Below are 19,435 nucleotides of genomic sequence, written 5' to 3' on the forward strand. Positions count from 1 at the left end.
GTTGATCGCCGGATCAATCGCCTCGCGCCCTCCGATCTCTCCATTCGGACATTCGGGAAGGCTCTTCGTTCGCCAATCGCCGCGCGGTAACCCAGGTTTGAAGAGTAAACAGCGCGATCAACGTGGTTCCCACGGCACCGACGAACAGATCGAATCCGTTCACGCTACCAAACATGCCCGGACCCGTCCCAAATCCGATCATGGCCAGCGTCAGCGCAATCAACATGATCCGCAGTTCGGTAGGCCCTGCATTGAGGTACGACAGCTTCAACTCCCCAAGCACGCGGACCGAGAGGAACGCGTGAATCGAGAGCAAAAGGTAGCCCGCCAGCGCAACGAGGGCGACTTCGAGTGTGACGTAGGGACTGAGGCCGATGCCGACCACGACGAGCGTCGTGGCCAGGCCATCGCAACTATGGTCGAGGAAATAGCCGTATCGTGGCCGCTCGATGCGGCGGAAGCGGGCGAGGCTGCCGTCGGTCGAATCTCCAAACCATTGGACCACATATCCGGCGTTCGCCAGCCACAGCCAGCCATCCCCCAGATTGCTGCCGACATAACCGGCAAAGACCATGAAGGCCCCTACCATGCCCAGGAAAGTCAGAGAGTCAGGCGAAACCCACGCAGGCATTCTTGCGCAGATCCAGTTCAGGAGGCGTCGTTCGCCGCGGGCCAGTATGTTTTCTTGAATACGTTCGATGGGAATTTGGGCTTTTCGCGCCATTCAGTGAGCCTCGATGAGGGATTTGCTTCAGTTCGGTTACAGCAAAGCAGACCCGCCGCCCACCATTGCGAAATCGGGCCATCGGGTTGGCAGCAAGGCCCGTCTGATCGTCATCTCCAGGAGCGTGACGCCATGGGTTGGCCGCTGCTCAGGCATCCATGAGCAAATCCGACCTCACACCACCGGTGCAAACGAAAAGGGGCGCCGGTTGCCCGGCGCCCCTCTCGTGTCTTCAGCAGAAAGGAAGCGTGGCTCAGGCCTGCGCTTCGCTTTCTTCGTCGCTTTCTTCCTCGGCAGCTTCTTCCGCCTGGATCGCGGAGAGGTCGCCGGGTTCCGCGCGCGGATCGTAGGCTTCGGTGAAGCCGACCGGAGCGGCTTCTTCCTCGAACATCGCGGCAAGGACGTCGACGCCCTGGGCCTGCTGCTCGGCCTCGTCCGACGAGCGGGCGACGTTCGCCTTCACCGTGACGTGGACTTCGGGGTGCAGCGCGATGGTCACGTCGAACAGACCGATCGTCTTGATCGGATTGCCCATGATGACCTGCTTCTTGTCGACCTTGTGACCCTGCTCTTCAAGGCCGGCGACGATGTCGCGCACGTTGACCGAACCGTAGAGCTGGCCCGAGTTCGAAGACGCGCGGATCAGAACGATCTCGGCGCCTGCGACCTTCTCGCCCTGCTTTTCGGCATCGGTGCGCTTCTCGGCGTTTTCCGCCTCGAGCCGCTCGCGATTGGCCTCGAAGACCTTCTTGTTCGCCTCGTTGGCGCGAAGGGCCTTCTTGTTGGGGAGCAGGAAATTGCGCGCGAAGCCGTCCTTGACGGAAACGACGTCGCCGATGGCGCCGAGCTTCTCGATGCGCTCCAGGAGGATGATATCCATGAGGTTTTCCTCCTTACTTGACGATGTAGGGCAGCAGGCCGATGTGCCGGGCGCGCTTGATCGCCTGGCTCAGCTCACGCTGCTTCTTGCCCGAAACCGCGGTGATGCGGCTGGGAACGATCTTGCCACGCTCGGACATGAAGCCCTGCAGCAGGCGGACGTCCTTGTAGTCGATCGTGGGCGCATTCTTGCCCGAGAACGGGCAGGACTTGCGGCGGCGGAAAAAGGGGCGTGCCATCTATCAGTTCCCTTCGCGTTCGCGGCGACGGCGCTGGTCGCGGTCGGTCTTGCGCATCATCACTGAGGGGCCGGCCTCGTGCTCGTCGACGCGGATCGTCATCCAGCGGATCACGTCCTCGTTGATCGCGGTCTGGCGCTCGAGTTCGAGGATGGTGTCGCCGGGCGCTTCGATGTTGAGCATCACGAAGTGCGCCTTGCGGTTGCGCTTGATCTTGTAGGCGAGATTCTTGAGGCCCCAGGTCTCGGTCTTGTGGACCTTGCCCTGGTTGTTCTCGACGATCTCGGTGGCAGTGGCGGCCAGTGTATCGACTTGCGACTGGCTCAGATCCTGGCGTGCCAGGAAGACGTGCTCATAAAGCGGCACGGCGTCATCCTTTTCTCTTCAACCGATCGCTGGCTTGTCCGCACGATTGCGGGGCCCCTCCGGCTTTCTTCGGCTCCACCCGAAGGGCGGAAGCGGGGCGCATAGCCGATTGCGCGCGAAATGCAAGCGTTGGCGGCGTTCACCTCGCGATCAGATGGCTTTGGATAGCGTGGAACGTTCATCGAGAGTTGTCGGTTGTTCGACCGGACAGTCTTGATCCGATAGCATCGCGTAATATTCGTTGCTACATTGGCACCATACTATCTTCGGGAGACACATGAAGCACCTTCTCGCATCGGTTGCGGCCGTATCGATCCTGGCATGCGGCGCGCAGAGCGCGCATGCCGCTCCTTCCACTACCAACGGTGCCACGGCTGAAACCGTGACCACGCAGCTCCCGCGCAATGTGCGGCCATCGCACTATGACATCACGATCCGGCCGGATCCGGCGTCCATGACTTTCAGTGGTTCGGTGGCGATCGATGTCGACATCGTCGAGGCGACTGACCGGATCGTGCTGCACGCCGCCGATCTTTCCTTCCAGACCGCAACGCTGACGGCGCAAGGATCGCCGGCCGCCGACACCGCGACCGTTTCGCTCGACGAGGCGGCGCAGACCGCGACGTTCGCTTTTGGCAAGCCGTTGGCGCCGGGCAAGTACCGCCTGGCCATGACTTATACCGGAACGATCAACACGCAGGCGAACGGTCTGTTCGCGCTGGAGTACAAGGCCGAGGATGGCAGCGACAAGAAGGCGCTCTACACCCAGTTCGAAGCGCCCGACGCGCGGCGGATGATCCCCTCGTTCGACGAGCCGTTCTACAAGGCGACCTTCACCATGCACGCCATCGTCCCCAAGGACGAAATGGCGGTCAGCAACATGCCGGTGGCCAAGTCGGAACCGATGGCCGATGGCCTCAAGAAGGTGACCTTCGGCGTTTCGCCGGTGATGTCGACGTATCTGTTGTTCTTCGGCCTGGGCGATTTCGAACGCGCGACGCAGCAGGTCGCGGGGACCGAAGTCGGCGTGATCGCCAAGCGCGGCGTTATCGATCAAGCGCAGTACGCGCTGAGTGAGTCGGCCAAGATCCTGCCCTGGTACAACGAGTATTTCGGCACGAACTATCCGCTGCCCAAGCTCGACAACATCGCCGCGCCCGGACAGAGCCAGTTTTTCGGCGCGATGGAGAACTGGGGCGCGATCTTCACGTTCGAATATGCGCTGCTGCTCGATCCGCAGCTCGATTCGCCCGCCAGCCGCCAGCGCATCTACACCGTGCTCGCGCACGAGATGGCGCACCAGTGGTTCGGCGATCTCGTGACGATGTCCTGGTGGGACGACTTGTGGCTCAACGAAGGCTTTGCGTCGTGGATGGAAACGCGTGCGACCGAGCACTTCCACCCCGAGTGGAAGCCCGAACTGGGCGCCGTCAGCACGCGTAATGCGGCCATGAACCAGGACGCGCTGGCCACCACCCACCCGGTCATCCAGGCGCGCAAGACCGTCGAGGAAGCCAGCCAGGCCTTCGACGGGATCACGTATTCGAAGGGCGAGTCCGTCATCCGCATGCTCGAGGCCTACACCGGCCGCGACCAGTGGCGCGAGGGCGTGCGCGCTTACATGAAGCGCTACGAATACGCGAACACCGTCACCGACGACTTGTGGCGCGAGATGGAGAAGGCTTCGGGCAAGCCGATCATCCAGATCGCCAACGATTTCACTCGTCAGCCTGGCATTCCGCTCGTCAACGCCAGCGCCACTTGCAAGGGCGGCAAGTCCGTCCTCAGCCTGACGCAGGGCGAATTCACGCGCGATCGTCCGGACAAGCAGCCGCTTTCCTGGCACGTGCCGGTCGTGGCTGCGTCGTTGGGCGGCGCGCCTGCGGAAACGCTGTTCGAAGGCAGCGGCAGCCTGGATGTGGCCGGTTGCGGGCCGGTGATCGTCAATTCGGGGCAGAGCGGCTACTACCGGGTGGCCTACGCCCCCGATATGTTCGCGGCGATTTCCAAGAACTTCGCCAAGATCGCTCCGGTCGACCAGCTCGGCCTGATCTCCGACACGGGCGCCCTCGGGCTTGCCGGGATCAAGCCGATGGCGGACCTGATGGCGCTGGTGCAGGCGACCCCCGCCAACGCCGAGCCGGACGTGATCGAAGCTGCGGCCAATTACATGTCGTCGCTCTATTCCTACGCCGACGGGATGCCGCAGCTGCAGCAGCGGCTGACCAAGTTCGTCGGCCGCAAGTTTGGGCCGGTGCTCGACAGGCTGGGATGGACGCCCAAGGCGGGCGAGCCCGAAACCGAAGCGTCGCTGCGCGCCTCGTTGATCACGCTGCTGGGTGACGTCGGCGAGCCCAAGGTGGTCAAGGAAGCGCAGCGCCGCTTTGCCGCCGCGCCGAACGATCCTGCCGCCGTCGATCCTTCGCTGCGCAGCGCGATCCTCTCGGTCGTGGCCCAGCACGCGGACGCGGCGACCTGGGACAAGCTGCATGAGATGGCGCGCGCCGAGGAGTCGACGCAGCTGCGCAGCCTGATCTACTCGCGCCTGGGGACGGCCGACGATCCGGCGCTGGCGCAAAAGGCGCTCGACCTGGCGATGACCGATGAGCCGGGCGAGACGGTCAGTCCCAGCATCCTGCGCTACGCCGCGTTCAAGCATCCCGACATGGCCTACGATTATGCCATGGCGCACAAGGAGGATGTGCTGAAGCGGGTCGATCTGTCGGCAGCGAGCCGGTATCTGCCCGGCCTTGGCGCGGGCAGCTACGATCCGGCGATGATCGGGAAGCTGGAAACCTATGCAGCGACCTTGAGCGAAGATGCGCGCAAGCCCAGCGAGGAAGCGATCGCGCTCATCCGTTACCGCATGAGTGTGCGCGATAACCGCATCCCGGGCGTCGATGCCTGGCTGAAGCAGGCCGGCTACTAAGTCCGGCGCGACTGCTCTGCGGCTGCCATCGGTTCCGTCCTTGCGATGTCGGAGCTGATGGGGCGCATGGGCCTGTCCCCAAAACGAGAAACCCCGTGGCCGCTTGCGCGACCACGGGGTCCGTCGGGTCGTTGACCTCTGTGATCAGCGCAGGAGCTGCATCACCTGTTCGGTGGCCTGGTTGGCCTGAGCGATCATCGCGGTCGAAGCCTGCGAGAGGATCTGCGACTTGGCCATCGCGGTCGTTTCCACCGAGTAATCGGCATCTTCGATCCGCGAACGCGAGTCGGAAAGGTTGGCGACGTTGCTGGTCAGGTTGTTGACCGCCGATTCGAGGCGGTTCTGACCGGCACCCAGCGCGGCGCGGGTGGCGTTGACGTCGGTCAGCGCGAGATCGATGTTGTCGATCGTCGTCGAAGCCTTGGCCGTGTCGGTAACGTCGAGCGCGGTGGCCGAGATGTTCGTGCCGTCGATCGCGGTCGAGGTCAGCGTGACGGTCTCACCCGAGTTCGAACCGGTCTGGATGTCGAAGCTGACGTCCGTGCCGGCCGTGGTCGAGAAGAGCGCGTTGCCGTTGAACTTGGTGGTCGTCAGCACGTCGGCGACCTGCTCGGTCAGCGCGGTGACTTCAGCCTGCATCGCGTCACGGTCGGACGACTGATAAGTGCCCGAAGCCGACTGCACGGCCAGCTCGCGAACGCGCTGCAGCATGTTGGTGATTTCCGAAAGCGCGCCTTCCGCCGTCTGAGCGAGGCTGATGCCGTCGTTGGCGTTGCGGATGCCCTGGCTCATGCCCTTGACCTGCGCGGTCATCGACGTGGTGATGGCGAGGCCCGCGGCGTCGTCCTTGGCCGAGTTGATGCGTTTGCCGGTGGACAGACGCTCCATCGAGACGCCGAGCTGCTTGTTCGCCGAGATCGAGGCATTGGTAGCGCGGATGGCGCTGATGTTCGTGTTGATGACTGCCATTGTAATTCCCCATTCAATTGACCCGACTGCGTCGATCCAACGGCGCGGTCTGATCCCCAGAACGGTCGATGCCTCCGGAAATTTAAGTGGAGGCTATTCCGGCGCGGTGAGATCGGCCTTGATTGGCCCGGCGAATGAACGCATGCAAGCGGATCGCTGGCCAGTCTGACCAAAGGAGTACCCTGCAACATGCCTACCGGTCTCGTCGCCCTTCTGGACGACGTCTCCGTCATCGCCAGGGCCGCAGCGGCCTCGATCGACGATGTAGGCGCAGGCGTGGCCAAGGCGGGGAGCAAGGCCGCGGGCGTGGTGATCGACGACGCCGCGGTCACGCCGTCCTACGTCACCAATTTCACGCCCGATCGCGAACTGCCGATCATCTGGAAGATCGCCAAGGGCAGTCTGTTCAACAAGCTGGTCGTCCTGCTGCCGATCGCGCTGTTGCTGAGCCAGTTCCTGCCCTTCGCGATCACCATCCTGCTGATGCTGGGCGGGCTCTACTTGTCGTTCGAGGGCGCGGAAAAGGTCATCGAGAAGTTCAGCGGAGTGAAGCACGGCGACACTTTGGAAGACGAGATCGTCGATCCGGTCGCTTTCGAGAAACAGCGTGTTTCCGGCGCGATTCGTACCGATCTGATCCTCTCGGCCGAGATCATGGCGATCGCGCTGGCCGAAGTTTCGGACGAAAGTCTGATCGCGCGCGCCATCATTCTCGCGCTGGTCGGGGTGGTGATCACGGCCGTGGTCTATGGTGCGGTCGCGCTGATCGTGAAGATGGACGATATCGGCCTCAGCCTCGCCAAGCGGCCGAGCGAAGCGGCGCAGCGCACGGGCAAGGCGCTGGTGCGGGCAATGCCGATCGTGCTCAAGGTGCTCTCGAGCGTCGGCACGCTGGCGATGCTGTGGGTCGGCGGCGGCATCCTGCTGCACGGTAGCGAAGAACTGGGCTTCGCCGCGCCCGCGCATCTCGCGCACGATCTCCAGCACGCCGTCGCGCATGCGACCGGTGCACTGGGCGGGGCGCTGGGCTGGCTGACCTATGCTATCGCGTCGGGCGTCGTTGGCCTGATCGTCGGCGCTATCGTGGCCATGATCGTGCATGTCGTGATGATGTCACGCGGCCATTCCGCGCATTGACGTTTTGCGGCGGAACCGATCCGGCCGAAATTTGGGACTGAACGCGAAGTCCGTCAGGGCAAAGCGGCGAGGACCTCGCGCGCGAATGCCGTAAGCGTGTCGTCGCGCGCGCCCATCACCACGACCCGGTCCCCCGACTTGGCGATCTCGACGATCCGACGTCCGCATTCGCCGCGATCGGCGATGTATTCGGCGCGGCCGCCGGCTTCACGGATCAGGGCGACGATGCGCTCGCTGCCTTGCGAGCGGTCGACGGTGCCGCCGAAATAGACCGGATCGCACAGGATCGTCACATCGTCCGGCCCCAATTCGCGGGCGAATGTCTCCGCCAGTTCCGCGCCCATCTGCCGCAAGGGGCCGTAGCCGTGAGGCTGGAAGAAGGCGATGACCCGGCCCGGCTCCGCCTTCAGCGTGCGCAGCGTCGCGGCGCATTTCTCGGGATTGTGCCCGAAATCGTCGATGACGGGGATGCCCGAAGGGCTGGTGCCGACGACGTCGAAGCGGCGCGCGAGGCCGGCAAAATCCGCCAGCGCTGCCACCGCATCCGCCACCGGCACGCCTGCCGCCGCACATCCGGCAATCGCGGCGAGCGCGTTGGCAAGGTTGTGCCGGCCCGGCATGCCGAGCTCCAGCGCGTGCTCGCTACCGTCGCGGCGGTCGATCACGGTCGCGGACTGGCCGAGCGCGCGCGAAGCAATGCTTTCCAGAACGACCGAAATCGCCGCTTCGGTGCTATCGATGCCGAAGGTGAGCGCTTTCGCACTGCGCCCCGCCAGAGCGGCGGCCTCGGCATCGTCCGCATTGATCGCAGCGCGCTTCGCCACACCGAGGAAATCGCCGAAGAGCTGGCGCAGCTCTTCCATCGACTTGTGATCGAGACTGACGTTGAGCAGCACGGCCACTTCGGGACGGTAAAGCGCGATCGATCCGTCGCTTTCATCGACTTCCGAAACGAAGTCATCGCCCTTACCGACGCGGGCACTGGCGAACGGCGCATCGTCCGAGACGAAGTTCTTCATCACCGCGCCGTTCATGATCGTGGGATCGCGCCCCGCGTGCGTCAGGATCCACCCGATCATGCCGGTCACGGTCGACTTGCCGCTGGTGCCGCCCACCGCGATCCCGCGCGGGGCGGCGTTGAACAGCGCGGCCAGCAGTTCCGCCCGGCTCATCCGGCGGCAGCCGAGTTCGCGTGCGCGCACCATTTCGGGCACGGTATCCTCGACCGCGGCCGAAGCCACGAGCACTTGCGCGGCATCGGTGACGCCGCTGCCATCCTGCGGGAACAGCGTGAAGCCCTCGCTCTCGAGCCAGGCGAATTTCGCCGCGCTGCGGCCCTGGTCGCGGCTGCGGTCCGAACCGGCGATGCGCGCGCCGAGCCCTTTGAGAATCAGCGCCAGCGGCAGCATGCCCGAACCGCCGATGCCGCAGAAGAACCACGGCTGCGCGGCAAGATCGGCAGTCGCAGAGGTGGCGGAAAGGTCTGTCTCCATGAGCATGAGCGGTATGCGCGCTTGCGCCGCGTGACAACCTCGATAGGACGTGTGGGGCCATGATCCGCATTGCCGTTTGCGCCCCCTCCGCCCCGATTACCCGCCAGGATGCGGAGCGCGTCGTCGCGCTGGCCGCGCGCGACTATCCACAGATCGAGCTGCATGTGCATCCGCAATGCTTCGCCTCGGAAGGCCATTTTGCCGGCAGCGACGAGCTGCGGCTCGCGGCCCTGCTCGAATGCGCCAACGATCCGGCCTTCGATGCCGTCTGGTTCGCGCGCGGCGGCTACGGCGCCGGGCGCATTGCCGAAGAGGCGATCACGCGCATGGACAAATGTGCGGACGCGAAGATGTGGCTGGGCTTTTCGGATGCGGGCTACCTACTGGGCGGGCTCTACCGGGCGCGGATCGGGCGGCCGGTCCATGCGCCGATGCTCGCTTGCGTGCGCAGGGAAGGGGGCGAGGATGCGGTTCGCCGCGTGTTCGATTTCCTGAGCGGCGACGAGGCAGGCGTCGAACCGTCGGACGACGGCCATCCGCGCGTGGCTTTCAACCTGATGACGCTGGCGATGCTGTGCGGCACGCCCTTGATGCCCGGTCTTGCTCGTCATGTGGTGATGGTCGAGGAGGTGTCCGAACATCTCTATGCGGTCGACCGCTTGTTCTTTCACCTTTCCGCGCATCTTGGCGGCGTGGCCGGGCTGCGGCTCGGGCGGGTGTCCGATGTCCCGGACAACGACCGCAAGTTCGGCGCGAATGCCGAGGAGATCGCGCGTTACTGGTGCGAACGCCACGCCATCGCGTTTCTCGGGGCTGCGGATATCGGCCACGATTCCGCCAATACGCTAGTGCCTTTCGGCTGATCCGATCGCCATCGTTCTGCGCGACCTGAACATCGGGGGAGGATGCGGCGATGCTCCACTTCTCACAGGGGATTACGCGCGACATTGCGATGGGATGATGCGCGTTGGCGCGCCGAGGGGTCTTGCCCTTGGCGCGGCGGGTCAATAAACCCCGCCGCCTTTACCCCCTAGAGATCGGCATGGGGCGGCAATAAGGAAGATCAAGGCCATGCGTGCATTCGTGTTTCCAGGGCAAGGCAGCCAGAAGATCGGCATGGGCGCGGAACTGGCCGAAGCGAGCGCAGTGGCGCGCGAAGTGTTCGAGGAAGTCGACGACGTGCTTGGCCAGCACCTCTCGAAGATTATGCGCGAAGGGCCCGACGATCAGCTGATGCTCACCGAGAATGCGCAACCGGCGATCATGGCGAACGCGATCGCCTGCCTGCGCGTGCTCGAGAAAGAGGGCGGCATCTCGATTGCCGACAAGTGCGATTTCGTCGCGGGCCATTCGCTCGGCGAATACACCGCGCTGTGCGCGGTCGGGGCCTTCAGCCTGGCGGACACGGCGCGGCTCTTGAAGCTGCGCGGCCAATCGATGCAGGCCGCGGTGCCGGTCGGCGTCGGCGCGATGGCGGCGCTGCTGGGCGCGGACATCGAGAAGGCCACCGCGCTGGCCGAAGCGGCGGCACAAGGCGAGGTCTGTTCAGTCGCGAACGACAACGATCCCACGCAAGTCGTGCTCTCGGGTCACCGCGAGGCGATCGAGCGGGCGATCGGCATGGTCAAGGAGCACGGCATCAAGCGCGGTGTGGCGCTGCCGGTTTCGGCCCCGTTCCATTGCGAGCTGATGCGGCCCGCCGCCGATGCCATGGCCGAGGCACTGGAAGCGACGCCCGCCCGCGCGCTTCACTTGCCGCTGTTCGCCAACGTCACCGCGGCGATGGTCACTGACCCCGCAGACGTCACGCGGCTGCTGGTTGAGCAGGTCACGGGCCGCGTGCGCTGGCGCGAGAGCGCGATCGCCATGCGCGAGGCGGGCGTCGAGCGTTTCGTCGAGTTCGGCGGCAAAGTCGTCGGCCCGATGATCAAGCGCAGCGCGGGCGAAGTGGATGTCGCTTCGGTGGCGACGATCGCCGAAATCGAGGAACTGGCCAAGGCCCTCTGATCGCGGCTAGAGAGCCGCCCCTAATCAGTGAGAGAGGAAAGACGATGTTCGATCTGCACGGAATGACGGCGCTGGTAACCGGCGCTTCGGGCGGGATCGGCTCGTCGATCGCGCGCGCGCTGGCGGCGCAAGGGGCACGGCTCGCGGTTTCGGGCTCCAACCAGGCCAAGCTGCGCGCCTTTCGCGACGAGCTCGACGAGCATTCGCCGCAGCATGTCCAGGAAGTCGATCACGTCGCCATCGCATGCGATTTGTCGAACGAGGACGAGGTCGAAAAGCTCGTCCCCGCCGCGATCGATTCGCTCGGCAAGATCGACATCCTCGTCAACAATGCCGGCATCACCCGCGACAATCTGGCGATGCGGATGAAGGACGAGGAATGGGACGCGGTGATTCGCGTAAACCTCGAATCCGCGTTCCGGCTGATGCGCGCGGCGACCAAGCCGATGATGAAGGCCCGCTTCGGCCGCATCGTCAACGTGACTTCGGTGGTCGGCACCACCGGCAATCCGGGGCAGGCGAATTACTGTGCGGCCAAGGGCGGCATCACTGCCATGTCGAAGAGCCTGGCGCAGGAACTGGCGACGCGCGGGATCACGGTGAACTGCGTCGCGCCCGGCTTCATCCGCACCGCGATGACCGACGTCCTGCCCGATGCGCAGAAGGAGGCGCTCAACGCGCGCATCCCGATGGGTCGCATGGGCGAGGGCGACGAGATCGCCTCGGCGGTGGTCTATCTTGCCTCGAAAGAGGCGGGCTACGTCACGGGGCAGACGATCCACGTCAACGGCGGGATGGTCATGATCTGAGCTGCCGGGGCCGGGGCATCGCGCGACCGTGGAAAACTCGCGTTATGTGCCTCCCTTATCCCCGGATTTCGGCGCTTTGCCGGACTCTTCACTTGCCGGGGGGCTTCGCAACGCTAGAGAAGATGGTCCGTCGTTGACGACCCATTTGGCCGACAAGGGGACCAGAGGCTAACATGAAGGCCACAATCGAACGTTCCACCCTGCTGCGTTGCCTTTCCCACGTGCAGTCCGTCGTCGAGCGCCGCAACACCATCCCGATCCTCTCGAACGTTTTGATCGAGGCGGCTTCGGGTGGCGCGCTCAAAATCATGGCGACCGACCTCGATCTGCAGGTGATCGAGACGCTGTCTGCCGTCACGGTCGAGACGCCCGGCGCGATCACCGTTTCGGCGCACTTGCTGTTCGACATCGCGCGCAAGCTGCCCGAGGGTAGCCAGGTCAGCCTGGATGCGTCCGAGAATCGGATGCTGGTGAAGGCGGGGCGCAGCCGCTTCCAGCTGCCGACGCTGCCGCGCGACGACTTCCCGATGATCGCCGAGGGCGACTTGCCGACCAGCTTCGAGGTCCCGGCGGCCACTCTGGCGCAGCTCATCGACCGCACGCGCTTCGCGATCTCGACCGAAGAGACGCGCTACTACCTCAACGGCATTTTCCTCCACGTCACCGATGACGAACTGAAGGCTGCGGCCACCGACGGCCACCGGCTCGCGCGCTTCACGATCAAGAAGCCCGAGGGTGCCGACGGCATGCCCGACGTGATCGTGCCGCGCAAATGCGTTGCCGAGCTGCGCAAGCTACTGGAAGAAACGCTGGACACCTCGGTGCTGGTCGATCTTTCCGCGACCAAGATCCGCTTCACGCTCGGCGGGGCCAATGGCGTCGTTCTCACCAGCAAGCTGATCGATGGGACATTCCCCGATTACACCCGAGTGATTCCAACGGGTAATGACAAGCTCCTCAGGCTCGATCCCAAGACGTTCTACGCCGGCGTGGATCGCGTCGCGACGATCGCCACCGAGAAGACCCGCGCGGTCAAGATGGCGGTCGAAGCGGACAAGGTGACGCTTTCGGTGACCTCGCCGGACAACGGCACGGCCGCCGAGGAAATCGCGGCCGACTACCGCGCCGACGGTCTCGAGATCGGCTTCAACGCCAACTACCTCAAGGACATCCTCAACCAGATCGAGGGCGAAAGCGTCGAACTGCATCTCGCCGACGCGGGCGCGCCGACTCTGATCCGTCAGAACGAAAAGAGCGAAGCGCTCTACGTCCTGATGCCGATGCGGGTCTGACGGCGGTAGGCTACCGAGACCTTCGGGGATTCCATCCGCCCCTGTCGTCATCCCGGACTCGATCCGGGATCCCGCTCGCTTTGCGCAACAGCCGATCAGCGGGACCCCCGATCAAATCCGGGGTGACGAGTGAGGTCTGGGGGGAGACGACCGCGCAGGTACCGCGCGCGGGCAGGCGTGCTACTCCCGCCCCAGCGCCCCGATCATGTGATCGACGTGCACGAACTTCTCCCGCGGTGAGCCGGTGCGGGCGTTGGCGATTTCGGCTTCGTCGATCCGCTGCCAGTCGGTGAATTTCACAAAGTCGATGCCGCGTTCGGCCGCGATCGTTTCGAAGCCTGCGCGTCCGGGCTTGACGGCGCCCTCGGCGATGTCCTCGGCGACCTTTTCGATGATCGAAAACCCGTCGGGGCGGTTGGTGCCGATGGTTCCGGTCGGGCCCCGCCGCGCCCAGCCGACGCAATAGAGGCCGGGCGCGATGCGCCCTTCGTCATTGGCGAAGCGGCCGTTCTTTTCGTCATAAGGGACGTCGGGGATCGGCGAGGTCTGGTAGCCGATGCACGTCACGAGCAGCCCGGCGGCGATCCGGTAGGTTTCCCCGGTTCCGACTGCGCGGCCATTCTCCAGTCGTGTGCGCTCGACTTCGACCGCTTCGACACGGCCATCCTGCCCGAGGATCGCGACGGGTGAAGCAAAGAAGTCGAACTCGATTTCGATCCCTTTTTCGGGGCAGGAGGCCGCTTCTGCGAAAGCGCGCAGATGCATTACCGATTTGCGCACGCCGGGTTCGAGCGCCTGATCCTCGTCCACCGGGGGCAGGTCGGCGGGATCGACGCGCGGGCAAGCGCGTGAAAGCTGGCCGAGTTCGCCCAGCTCCTTGGGGGTCATCGCGATCTGATGCGGGCCACGCCGGCCCAGAATGACGATGCGGCGCACCGCCGAGCCTTGCAATGCCGTGAGTGCATGGGCCACGATATCGCTTCCCGCGAGCTCGTCCTGTGACTTGGCGAGAATGCGTGCCACGTCGAGCGCGACATTGCCGTTGCCGATGATCACCGCGGTGTCGTGCGAAAGCGCGGGATCGAGCCCAGCGAAATTGGGGTGCCCGTTGTACCAGCCGACGAAGGCGGCGCTGCCGAAGACGTTGCCGAGGTCCTCTCCGGCAAGCCCGAGCTGGCGATCGCTTGGGGCACCGGTGGCCAGAATGACGGCGTCGTAAAGGTCGCGCAATTCGCCCACGGTTACGTCGCTACCGACCGTGACGTTTCCGATAAACCGCACGTTTTCCGCCTTCGCGGTCGCTTCATAGCGGCGAGATACGCCTTTGATCGACTGATGATCGGGCGCGACGCCGCTGCGAATCAGGCCGAATGGAACGGGCAGCGAATCGAAGATGTCGACATGGACGTCCTCGCCCCACAGCTTCACGGCCGCTTCCGCCGTGTAGTAGCCCGCCGGGCCCGAACCCACGATCGCTATCTGCCTCACTTATGCGCCACTCCTGCTGTTCTTGGCTGCGCAGGCAAGCATGTCCGGGCCCTTCGTCGCAAGGAAAAAGCGCGGCTAGGCCCGAGCCAGCCGAAGCTTTTGCGCAAGAGCCATAAGATCCTGGAGTCATTTGAAAATGGGGGGTTTAACCAATTCTCAAGCGAGTGGGCCCCATGGGAACTCGATGCCACACAGGGGTAATTTCGGAGGGGCGGCACGCAGTATTTCGGCTGCACCCGCTGGCGTGCCCAAGTCTCGGACGGCATCCCCCGAAATCAGCGTGCCCAAGAGTCGGTTCAACTTGGCCTGGACCCGGTACGACGCGCCCAGTGATCCGCTGCATTTCTTCGTGGCGCCGGCGTGGGTGTTCATGGCGCCGTGCCTTCTCGTCGTCGTGCTGGTGATGGCGGCAGTGTCCTTGTCCTTGCCGAGCATTCTGTCCGGACTCGCCTTGCTGCTGGCGATCGCTCTTTGCGCCGCGACGCCCTTGCTCGTTCGCCTCGAACAAGCGTTCGCTGCGGACAGCTGGCAGCGCTATCCCGTGATGCTGGTAAGCATTGTCTTGCCGATGGCGATGCTCGGTTTCGCGACGGTCCGATGGGCGGGGCGAGTCGAAAGCCTCGAATGGGATCTGACGGTGCCTTTGCTGGCGATCATCGTGATGTTCGCGAACGCCTTGCTCAACGGACGGATGGTTTCGATCCTAGGGGTGTCGCTTGGCATCTGGGGTGGCGGTTCGATCGTCGCGGGTTCGCTGCCGGGGATCGTCCTCCTTTTCGCAGCGGCAATCACTTACGTGCAGATCGCGGTAATGCACGCCCGCTCCAGTTCAGCGGAGGCACTTCGCCGGGCCTCGCAGAACAGGGAGCATCGTCGCGCCGAGGAACTGCTGTCCGAATACGAAAGCACTGGCCAAGGATGGTTCTGGGAAACCGACCGGCGCGGTCAACTCACGTATATCACTCCTAGGATCGCCAGCTTGCTGGGGTGCGCCCCTGCCGACCTCGAAGGGCGCCCGTTCACGGATCTGTTCGAACTGAAGACAGCCGAGCAGGAGAGCGAACGAACTCTCGTGTTCCATCTTTCCACGCGCTCATCCTTCCAGGATCTGCAGGCCAAGGCTGCGACCGGCGAAAGCGAAGAACGCTGGTGGTCGATAACCGGCCGGCCCATGCACGATCAGTTCAAAAATTTCCTCGGGTTTCGCGGTTCGGGTACGGACCTGACCGAGCACCGCCGTTCGCAACGACATGTCACGCAGCTGGCGCGCTTCGATTCGCTGACCAAACTCGCCAACCGGTTTCAGATGTCCGAGTGGCTCGAGAAGATAATGAACGCACCGCGCGCCGAGAATCGTTCATGCGCCGTGTTCCTGCTCGATCTCGACCGCTTCAAGCAAGTCAACGATACGATGGGTCACCCTGCCGGCGACGCTCTGCTCAAGCAGGTTGCCGATCGTCTGCGAACCACGGTGGGGGACAGCGGGCGTGTCGGCCGCCTGGGTGGCGACGAATTCCAGGTCATCCTTCCCGGCCATCTCCCGCGCGACGACATCGCCAATCTTGCCAGACGCATTATCGAAACGCTGTCGCAGCCCTATTCGATCGAAGGCAGCCGCGTCAGTATCGGCGCCTCCATCGGCATCGCCCTGTGCCCGGATGACGGTAGCAAGTCCGACGCGATCATCCGCAATGCCGATCTCGCGCTCTATGCCGCGAAGGACGGTGGGCGCGGTCGTCATCACTTCTACGCCGAGGATCTGCACAGCGACGCGCAAGAGCGCCAGCAGCTCGAACAGGAGCTTCGCGATGCGATCGCCAACGGCGATCTCGAACTGCACTATCAGCCGCAAGTGCGAGTCACGACCGAGAAAATTACCGGTTTCGAAGCGCTGCTGCGCTGGAACCGGCCCGGCCACGGCTATCTCTCGCCCGCGAAATTCATTCCTGTCGCTGAGGACGCCGGGCTGATCTCGGCAATCGGCGAATGGGCGATCCGCACGGCGTGCCAGGATGCGGTGCGGTGGCCGCAGGACGTTCGCGTGGCGGTCAACGTGTCGACCCTGCAGTTCGCCAACCCGGCGCTTCCGGCCGTCGTCACCAATGCCATCGCGGCAGCGGGGATTCAGCCCTCGCGGATCGAACTCGAGATTACCGAGAGCGTGTTCCTCAATGACGACAAGGCGACCGAGGCGATGTTCGCGGCGCTCAAGGGTATCGGCGTTCGCCTCGCGCTCGATGATTTTGGGACTGGCTACTCCTCGCTCGGCTATCTCAAGAAGGCGCCGTTCGACAAGATCAAGATCGACCAGAGCTTCGTGCGCGGTGCGACGATCGACGGAAGCCGCAACGGCGCGATCATTTCCGCGATCGTAAGCCTGGCCGAAGCGCTGGGGATGGAGACCACGGCAGAAGGTGTCGAGACGCTCGACGAGCTCGATCTCGTCCGCATGCTCGGGTGCAGCCATGTTCAGGGCTACATCTACGAAAAGGCCCTGACCGCGCAGAACGCGACCGAACGGCTCGCTTCGGGCTTCACCGCGGTGGCGCGGGGGCCCCGCTCGGCACGGCCGCCGCGTCAGACGATGCTGCGCAAGGTGGTCCTGTCCTACGGCGATCATCGCTACAACGGGACCATTCGCAACGTATCGCAGACCGGGGCGATGATCGAGGGGCTGTGGAACGTGCCGGAAGGCACCACCTTCGCGATTCAGCTCTCGGAAGGCTACCAGGTGACTGCGACGGCGAAGTGGTGCAAGGAGGATCGCATGGGCATGGAGTTCGCCGTGCCGCTCGAACTCGACGAGACCGGGGCAGTCAGCTTCCTGCCTCCGGGCGCCAGGCGGACGAGACCCGAAGCCACGCTGCTGCGCAAGGCTGGCTGACAGGGTGCGAAAGCACTGCTAACGGCGGCGGATGACTGATCTTTCGCTCATCCGCAACTTTTCCATTATCGCCCACATCGACCATGGCAAATCCACGCTCGCCGACCGCCTGATCCAGGCCACCGGCGGGCTGACCGACCGCGAGATGTCCGCGCAAGTCCTTGATAACATGGACATCGAAAAAGAGCGCGGGATCACCATCAAGGCGCAGACGGTGCGCCTCAATTACACCGCCAAGGACGGGCTCACTTACGAGCTCAACCTCATGGACACCCCCGGCCACGTCGACTTCGCCTACGAGGTCTCCCGCAGCCTCGCCGCCTGCGAAGGCGCGCTGCTCGTCGTCGACGCCGCGCAAGGGGTCGAGGCGCAGACGCTCGCCAACGTCTACCAGTCTATCGAGCACGACCACGAGATCGTCCCCGTCATCAACAAGATCGATCTCCCCGCCGCCGAACCCGAAAAGGTCAAGGCCGAGATCGAGGACATCATCGGCATCGACGCCAGCGAAGCCGTGCTCGCCAGCGCCAAGTCGGGCATCGGCATCGAGGAGATCCTCGAACAGATCGTCGCCAAGATCCCCGCCCCGCAGGGCAGCCGCGATAAGCCGCTCAAAGCCATGCTGGTCGATTCCTGGTACGACCCCTACCTCGGCGTCGTCATCCTCGTGCGAGTGATGGACGGCGTCCTCAAGAAGGGCCTCCAGGTCCGCTTCATGCAGGGCGATACCGACCACCTGGTCGACCGCGTCGGCTGCATGACCCCCAAGCGCATCGACTTGCCCGAGATCGGCCCCGGCGAGATCGGCTTCATCACCGCGCAGATCAAGGAAGTCGAGCAGGCCAAAGTCGGCGACACCATCACCACGGTGAAAGGCGGCGCCAGCGAGGCGCTGCCCGGCTACAAGGAAGTGCAGCCGGTGGTATTCTGCGGCCTGTTCCCGGTCGACGCGGCGGACTTCGAGAAGTTGCGCGAATCGATCGGCAAGCTGCGCCTCAACGACGCCAGCTTCTCGTTCGAGGCTGAAAGCAGCGCCGCCCTCGGCTTCGGCTTTCGCTGCGGCTTCCTCGGCCTGCTCCACCTCGAGATCATCCAGGAACGCCTCACCCGCGAGTACGACCTCGACCTCATCACCACCGCGCCCAGCGTCGTCTACCGCATCCAGCTCAACAAGAGCCGCACCGACGACGCCCGCGAGATCCTGCTCCACAACCCGGCCGACTATCCCGATCCCAGCCGCATCGCCCAGATCGACGAGCCGTGGATCAAGGCGACCATCTACACCCCCGACGAATACCTCGGCTCGATCCTCAAGCTGTGCCAGGACCGGCGCGGCGTGCAGCGCGATCTCACGTACGTCGGCGGCCGCGCCCAGGCGGTCTACGAACTGCCGCTCAACGAAGTGGTGTTCGACTTCTACGATCGCCTCAAGTCGATCAGCCGAGGCTATGCCTCCTTCGACTACGAACAGATCGGCCTGCGCGAAGGCGACCTCGTCAAGATGAGCATCCTCGTCAACAACGAGCCGGTCGACGCGCTCTCGATGATCGTCCACCGCTCGGTCGCCGAAAGCCGCGGCCGACACATGTGCGAGCGCCTCAAGGACCTCATCCCCAAGCACCTCTTCAAGATCCCGATCCAGGCCGCGATCGGCGGCAAGGTCGTCGCCCGCGAGACGATCAGCGCCATGCGCAAGGACGTGACCGCCAAGTGCTACGGCGGCGACATCTCCCGCAAGAAGAAGCTCCTCGAAAAGCAGAAGAAGGGCAAGGCGAAGATGCGCGAGTACGGGAATGTGAGCATCCCGCAGGAGGCGTTTATCGCCGCGCTGCGTATGGGGGAGGAGTAAGCACGACCGCAGCTGCTTTGTCGAAAATCGTGCAGTAAGCGACGACTAGGCCATCGGTCATGAGCACGGGGACAGTATGACCATGCCGACGATTTCCGATGCTATTCTGCAAAATTGCCGATCGACCTGGCTGAAGGTCGCACGGGTCCTCCGGACTACGCACGAAGACTTGGGGCTTCCAGACGACGACGCAGCTTTTAATTCCATAGCGCTGGAACTGGAAAAGCTGGTCGAAGCGGGTACCCTAGAAGCCGCTGGCGAGCTCTCGAAATGGCGGGAAAGCGAAGTTCGGATCGCTGCCACCAAATAATCGTAGTTCAGAGCAGACAGGAAATGCGAGGGCCATCGCCCTCGCGCTCCCGGAAATGGG

At 64.1% G+C, this 19,435-nt stretch carries 16 protein-coding genes; 9 read left to right on the forward strand and 7 right to left on the reverse strand.

Annotated elements, in window-relative coordinates; genetic code table 11:
• Positions 1-13: 13 nt before the first annotated feature.
• The 4 genes from GQO94_RS14065 to rpsF all read right to left on the reverse strand — a co-directional run bounded on the left by GQO94_RS14065 (position 14) and on the right by rpsF (position 2,208).
• Positions 14-724, reverse strand: a complete 711-nt coding sequence (locus GQO94_RS14065; protein WP_156842064.1) for a CDP-alcohol phosphatidyltransferase family protein — start codon at positions 722-724, stop codon at positions 14-16.
• Between the two features lie 253 nt (positions 725-977).
• On the reverse strand, positions 978-1,604 hold the full coding sequence (gene rplI / locus GQO94_RS14070) for a 50S ribosomal protein L9 (protein WP_156842065.1): 627 nt from the start codon (positions 1,602-1,604) through the stop codon (positions 978-980).
• Between the two features lie 13 nt (positions 1,605-1,617).
• On the reverse strand, positions 1,618-1,842 hold the full coding sequence (rpsR, locus tag GQO94_RS14075; protein ID WP_156842066.1) for a 30S ribosomal protein S18: 225 nt from the start codon (positions 1,840-1,842) through the stop codon (positions 1,618-1,620).
• 3 nt (positions 1,843-1,845) lie between these two features.
• A complete protein-coding gene (gene rpsF / locus GQO94_RS14080) occupies positions 1,846-2,208 on the reverse strand; it encodes a 30S ribosomal protein S6 (RefSeq protein ID WP_156842067.1) in 363 nt (120 codons plus the stop codon).
• Between the two features lie 277 nt (positions 2,209-2,485).
• Between rpsF and GQO94_RS14085 the strand changes: the two genes are divergently transcribed.
• Entirely contained in the window at positions 2,486-5,137 is a 2,652-nt protein-coding gene (locus tag GQO94_RS14085) for a M1 family metallopeptidase (protein WP_156842068.1), read from the forward strand.
• 144 nt (positions 5,138-5,281) lie between these two features.
• On the opposite strand, the gene GQO94_RS14090 is transcribed toward GQO94_RS14085, so the two are convergent.
• Positions 5,282-6,106, reverse strand: a complete 825-nt coding sequence (locus tag GQO94_RS14090) for a flagellin N-terminal helical domain-containing protein (protein ID WP_156842069.1) — start codon at positions 6,104-6,106, stop codon at positions 5,282-5,284.
• 189 nt (positions 6,107-6,295) lie between these two features.
• Between GQO94_RS14090 and GQO94_RS14095 the strand changes: the two genes are divergently transcribed.
• A complete protein-coding gene (locus tag GQO94_RS14095; protein ID WP_156842070.1) occupies positions 6,296-7,243 on the forward strand; it encodes a DUF808 domain-containing protein in 948 nt (315 codons plus the stop codon).
• Between the two features lie 53 nt (positions 7,244-7,296).
• On the opposite strand, the gene GQO94_RS14100 is transcribed toward GQO94_RS14095, so the two are convergent.
• Positions 7,297-8,742, reverse strand: a complete 1,446-nt coding sequence (locus tag GQO94_RS14100; protein ID WP_232332939.1) for a glutamate ligase domain-containing protein — start codon at positions 8,740-8,742, stop codon at positions 7,297-7,299.
• A 53-nt stretch (positions 8,743-8,795) separates the two neighbouring features.
• Between GQO94_RS14100 and GQO94_RS14105 the strand changes: the two genes are divergently transcribed.
• The 4 genes from GQO94_RS14105 to dnaN all read left to right on the forward strand — a co-directional run bounded on the left by GQO94_RS14105 (position 8,796) and on the right by dnaN (position 12,844).
• A complete protein-coding gene (locus GQO94_RS14105; RefSeq protein ID WP_156842071.1) occupies positions 8,796-9,599 on the forward strand; it encodes an LD-carboxypeptidase in 804 nt (267 codons plus the stop codon).
• A 208-nt stretch (positions 9,600-9,807) separates the two neighbouring features.
• A complete protein-coding gene (gene fabD, locus GQO94_RS14110) occupies positions 9,808-10,743 on the forward strand; it encodes an ACP S-malonyltransferase (protein ID WP_156842072.1) in 936 nt (311 codons plus the stop codon).
• Between the two features lie 44 nt (positions 10,744-10,787).
• Positions 10,788-11,552: a 3-oxoacyl-[acyl-carrier-protein] reductase gene (gene fabG / locus GQO94_RS14115; RefSeq protein WP_156842073.1), complete on the forward strand. Its 765-nt coding sequence runs from the start codon at positions 10,788-10,790 to the stop codon at positions 11,550-11,552.
• A 173-nt stretch (positions 11,553-11,725) separates the two neighbouring features.
• Positions 11,726-12,844, forward strand: a complete 1,119-nt coding sequence (dnaN, locus tag GQO94_RS14120) for a DNA polymerase III subunit beta (RefSeq protein ID WP_156842074.1) — start codon at positions 11,726-11,728, stop codon at positions 12,842-12,844.
• A 180-nt stretch (positions 12,845-13,024) separates the two neighbouring features.
• Here dnaN and GQO94_RS14125 read toward each other — a convergent pair whose 3' ends face one another.
• A complete protein-coding gene (locus GQO94_RS14125) occupies positions 13,025-14,332 on the reverse strand; it encodes an FAD-dependent oxidoreductase (protein WP_156842075.1) in 1,308 nt (435 codons plus the stop codon).
• 184 nt (positions 14,333-14,516) lie between these two features.
• Here GQO94_RS14125 and GQO94_RS14130 point away from each other — a divergent pair, with 184 nt between their 5' ends.
• The 3 genes from GQO94_RS14130 (at position 14,517) to GQO94_RS14140 (ending at position 19,375) form a co-directional block, all read left to right on the forward strand.
• The gene (locus GQO94_RS14130) at positions 14,517-17,216 is read left to right on the forward strand and encodes an EAL domain-containing protein (protein WP_156842076.1); all 2,700 of its coding nucleotides are present in this window, start codon (positions 14,517-14,519) and stop codon (positions 17,214-17,216) included.
• Positions 17,217-17,247: 31 nt separating this feature from the next.
• Positions 17,248-19,065, forward strand: coding sequence for a translation elongation factor 4 (gene lepA, locus GQO94_RS14135; RefSeq protein WP_156842077.1), 1,818 nt, complete (start codon positions 17,248-17,250; stop codon positions 19,063-19,065).
• A 76-nt stretch (positions 19,066-19,141) separates the two neighbouring features.
• Entirely contained in the window at positions 19,142-19,375 is a 234-nt protein-coding gene (locus GQO94_RS14140) for a hypothetical protein (RefSeq protein ID WP_156842078.1), read from the forward strand.
• The last annotated feature ends 60 nt before the right edge of the window (positions 19,376-19,435 follow it).

The organism is Novosphingobium aquimarinum (assembly GCF_009746585.1).
GTDB classification, from domain to species: domain Bacteria; phylum Pseudomonadota; class Alphaproteobacteria; order Sphingomonadales; family Sphingomonadaceae; genus Novosphingobium; species Novosphingobium aquimarinum.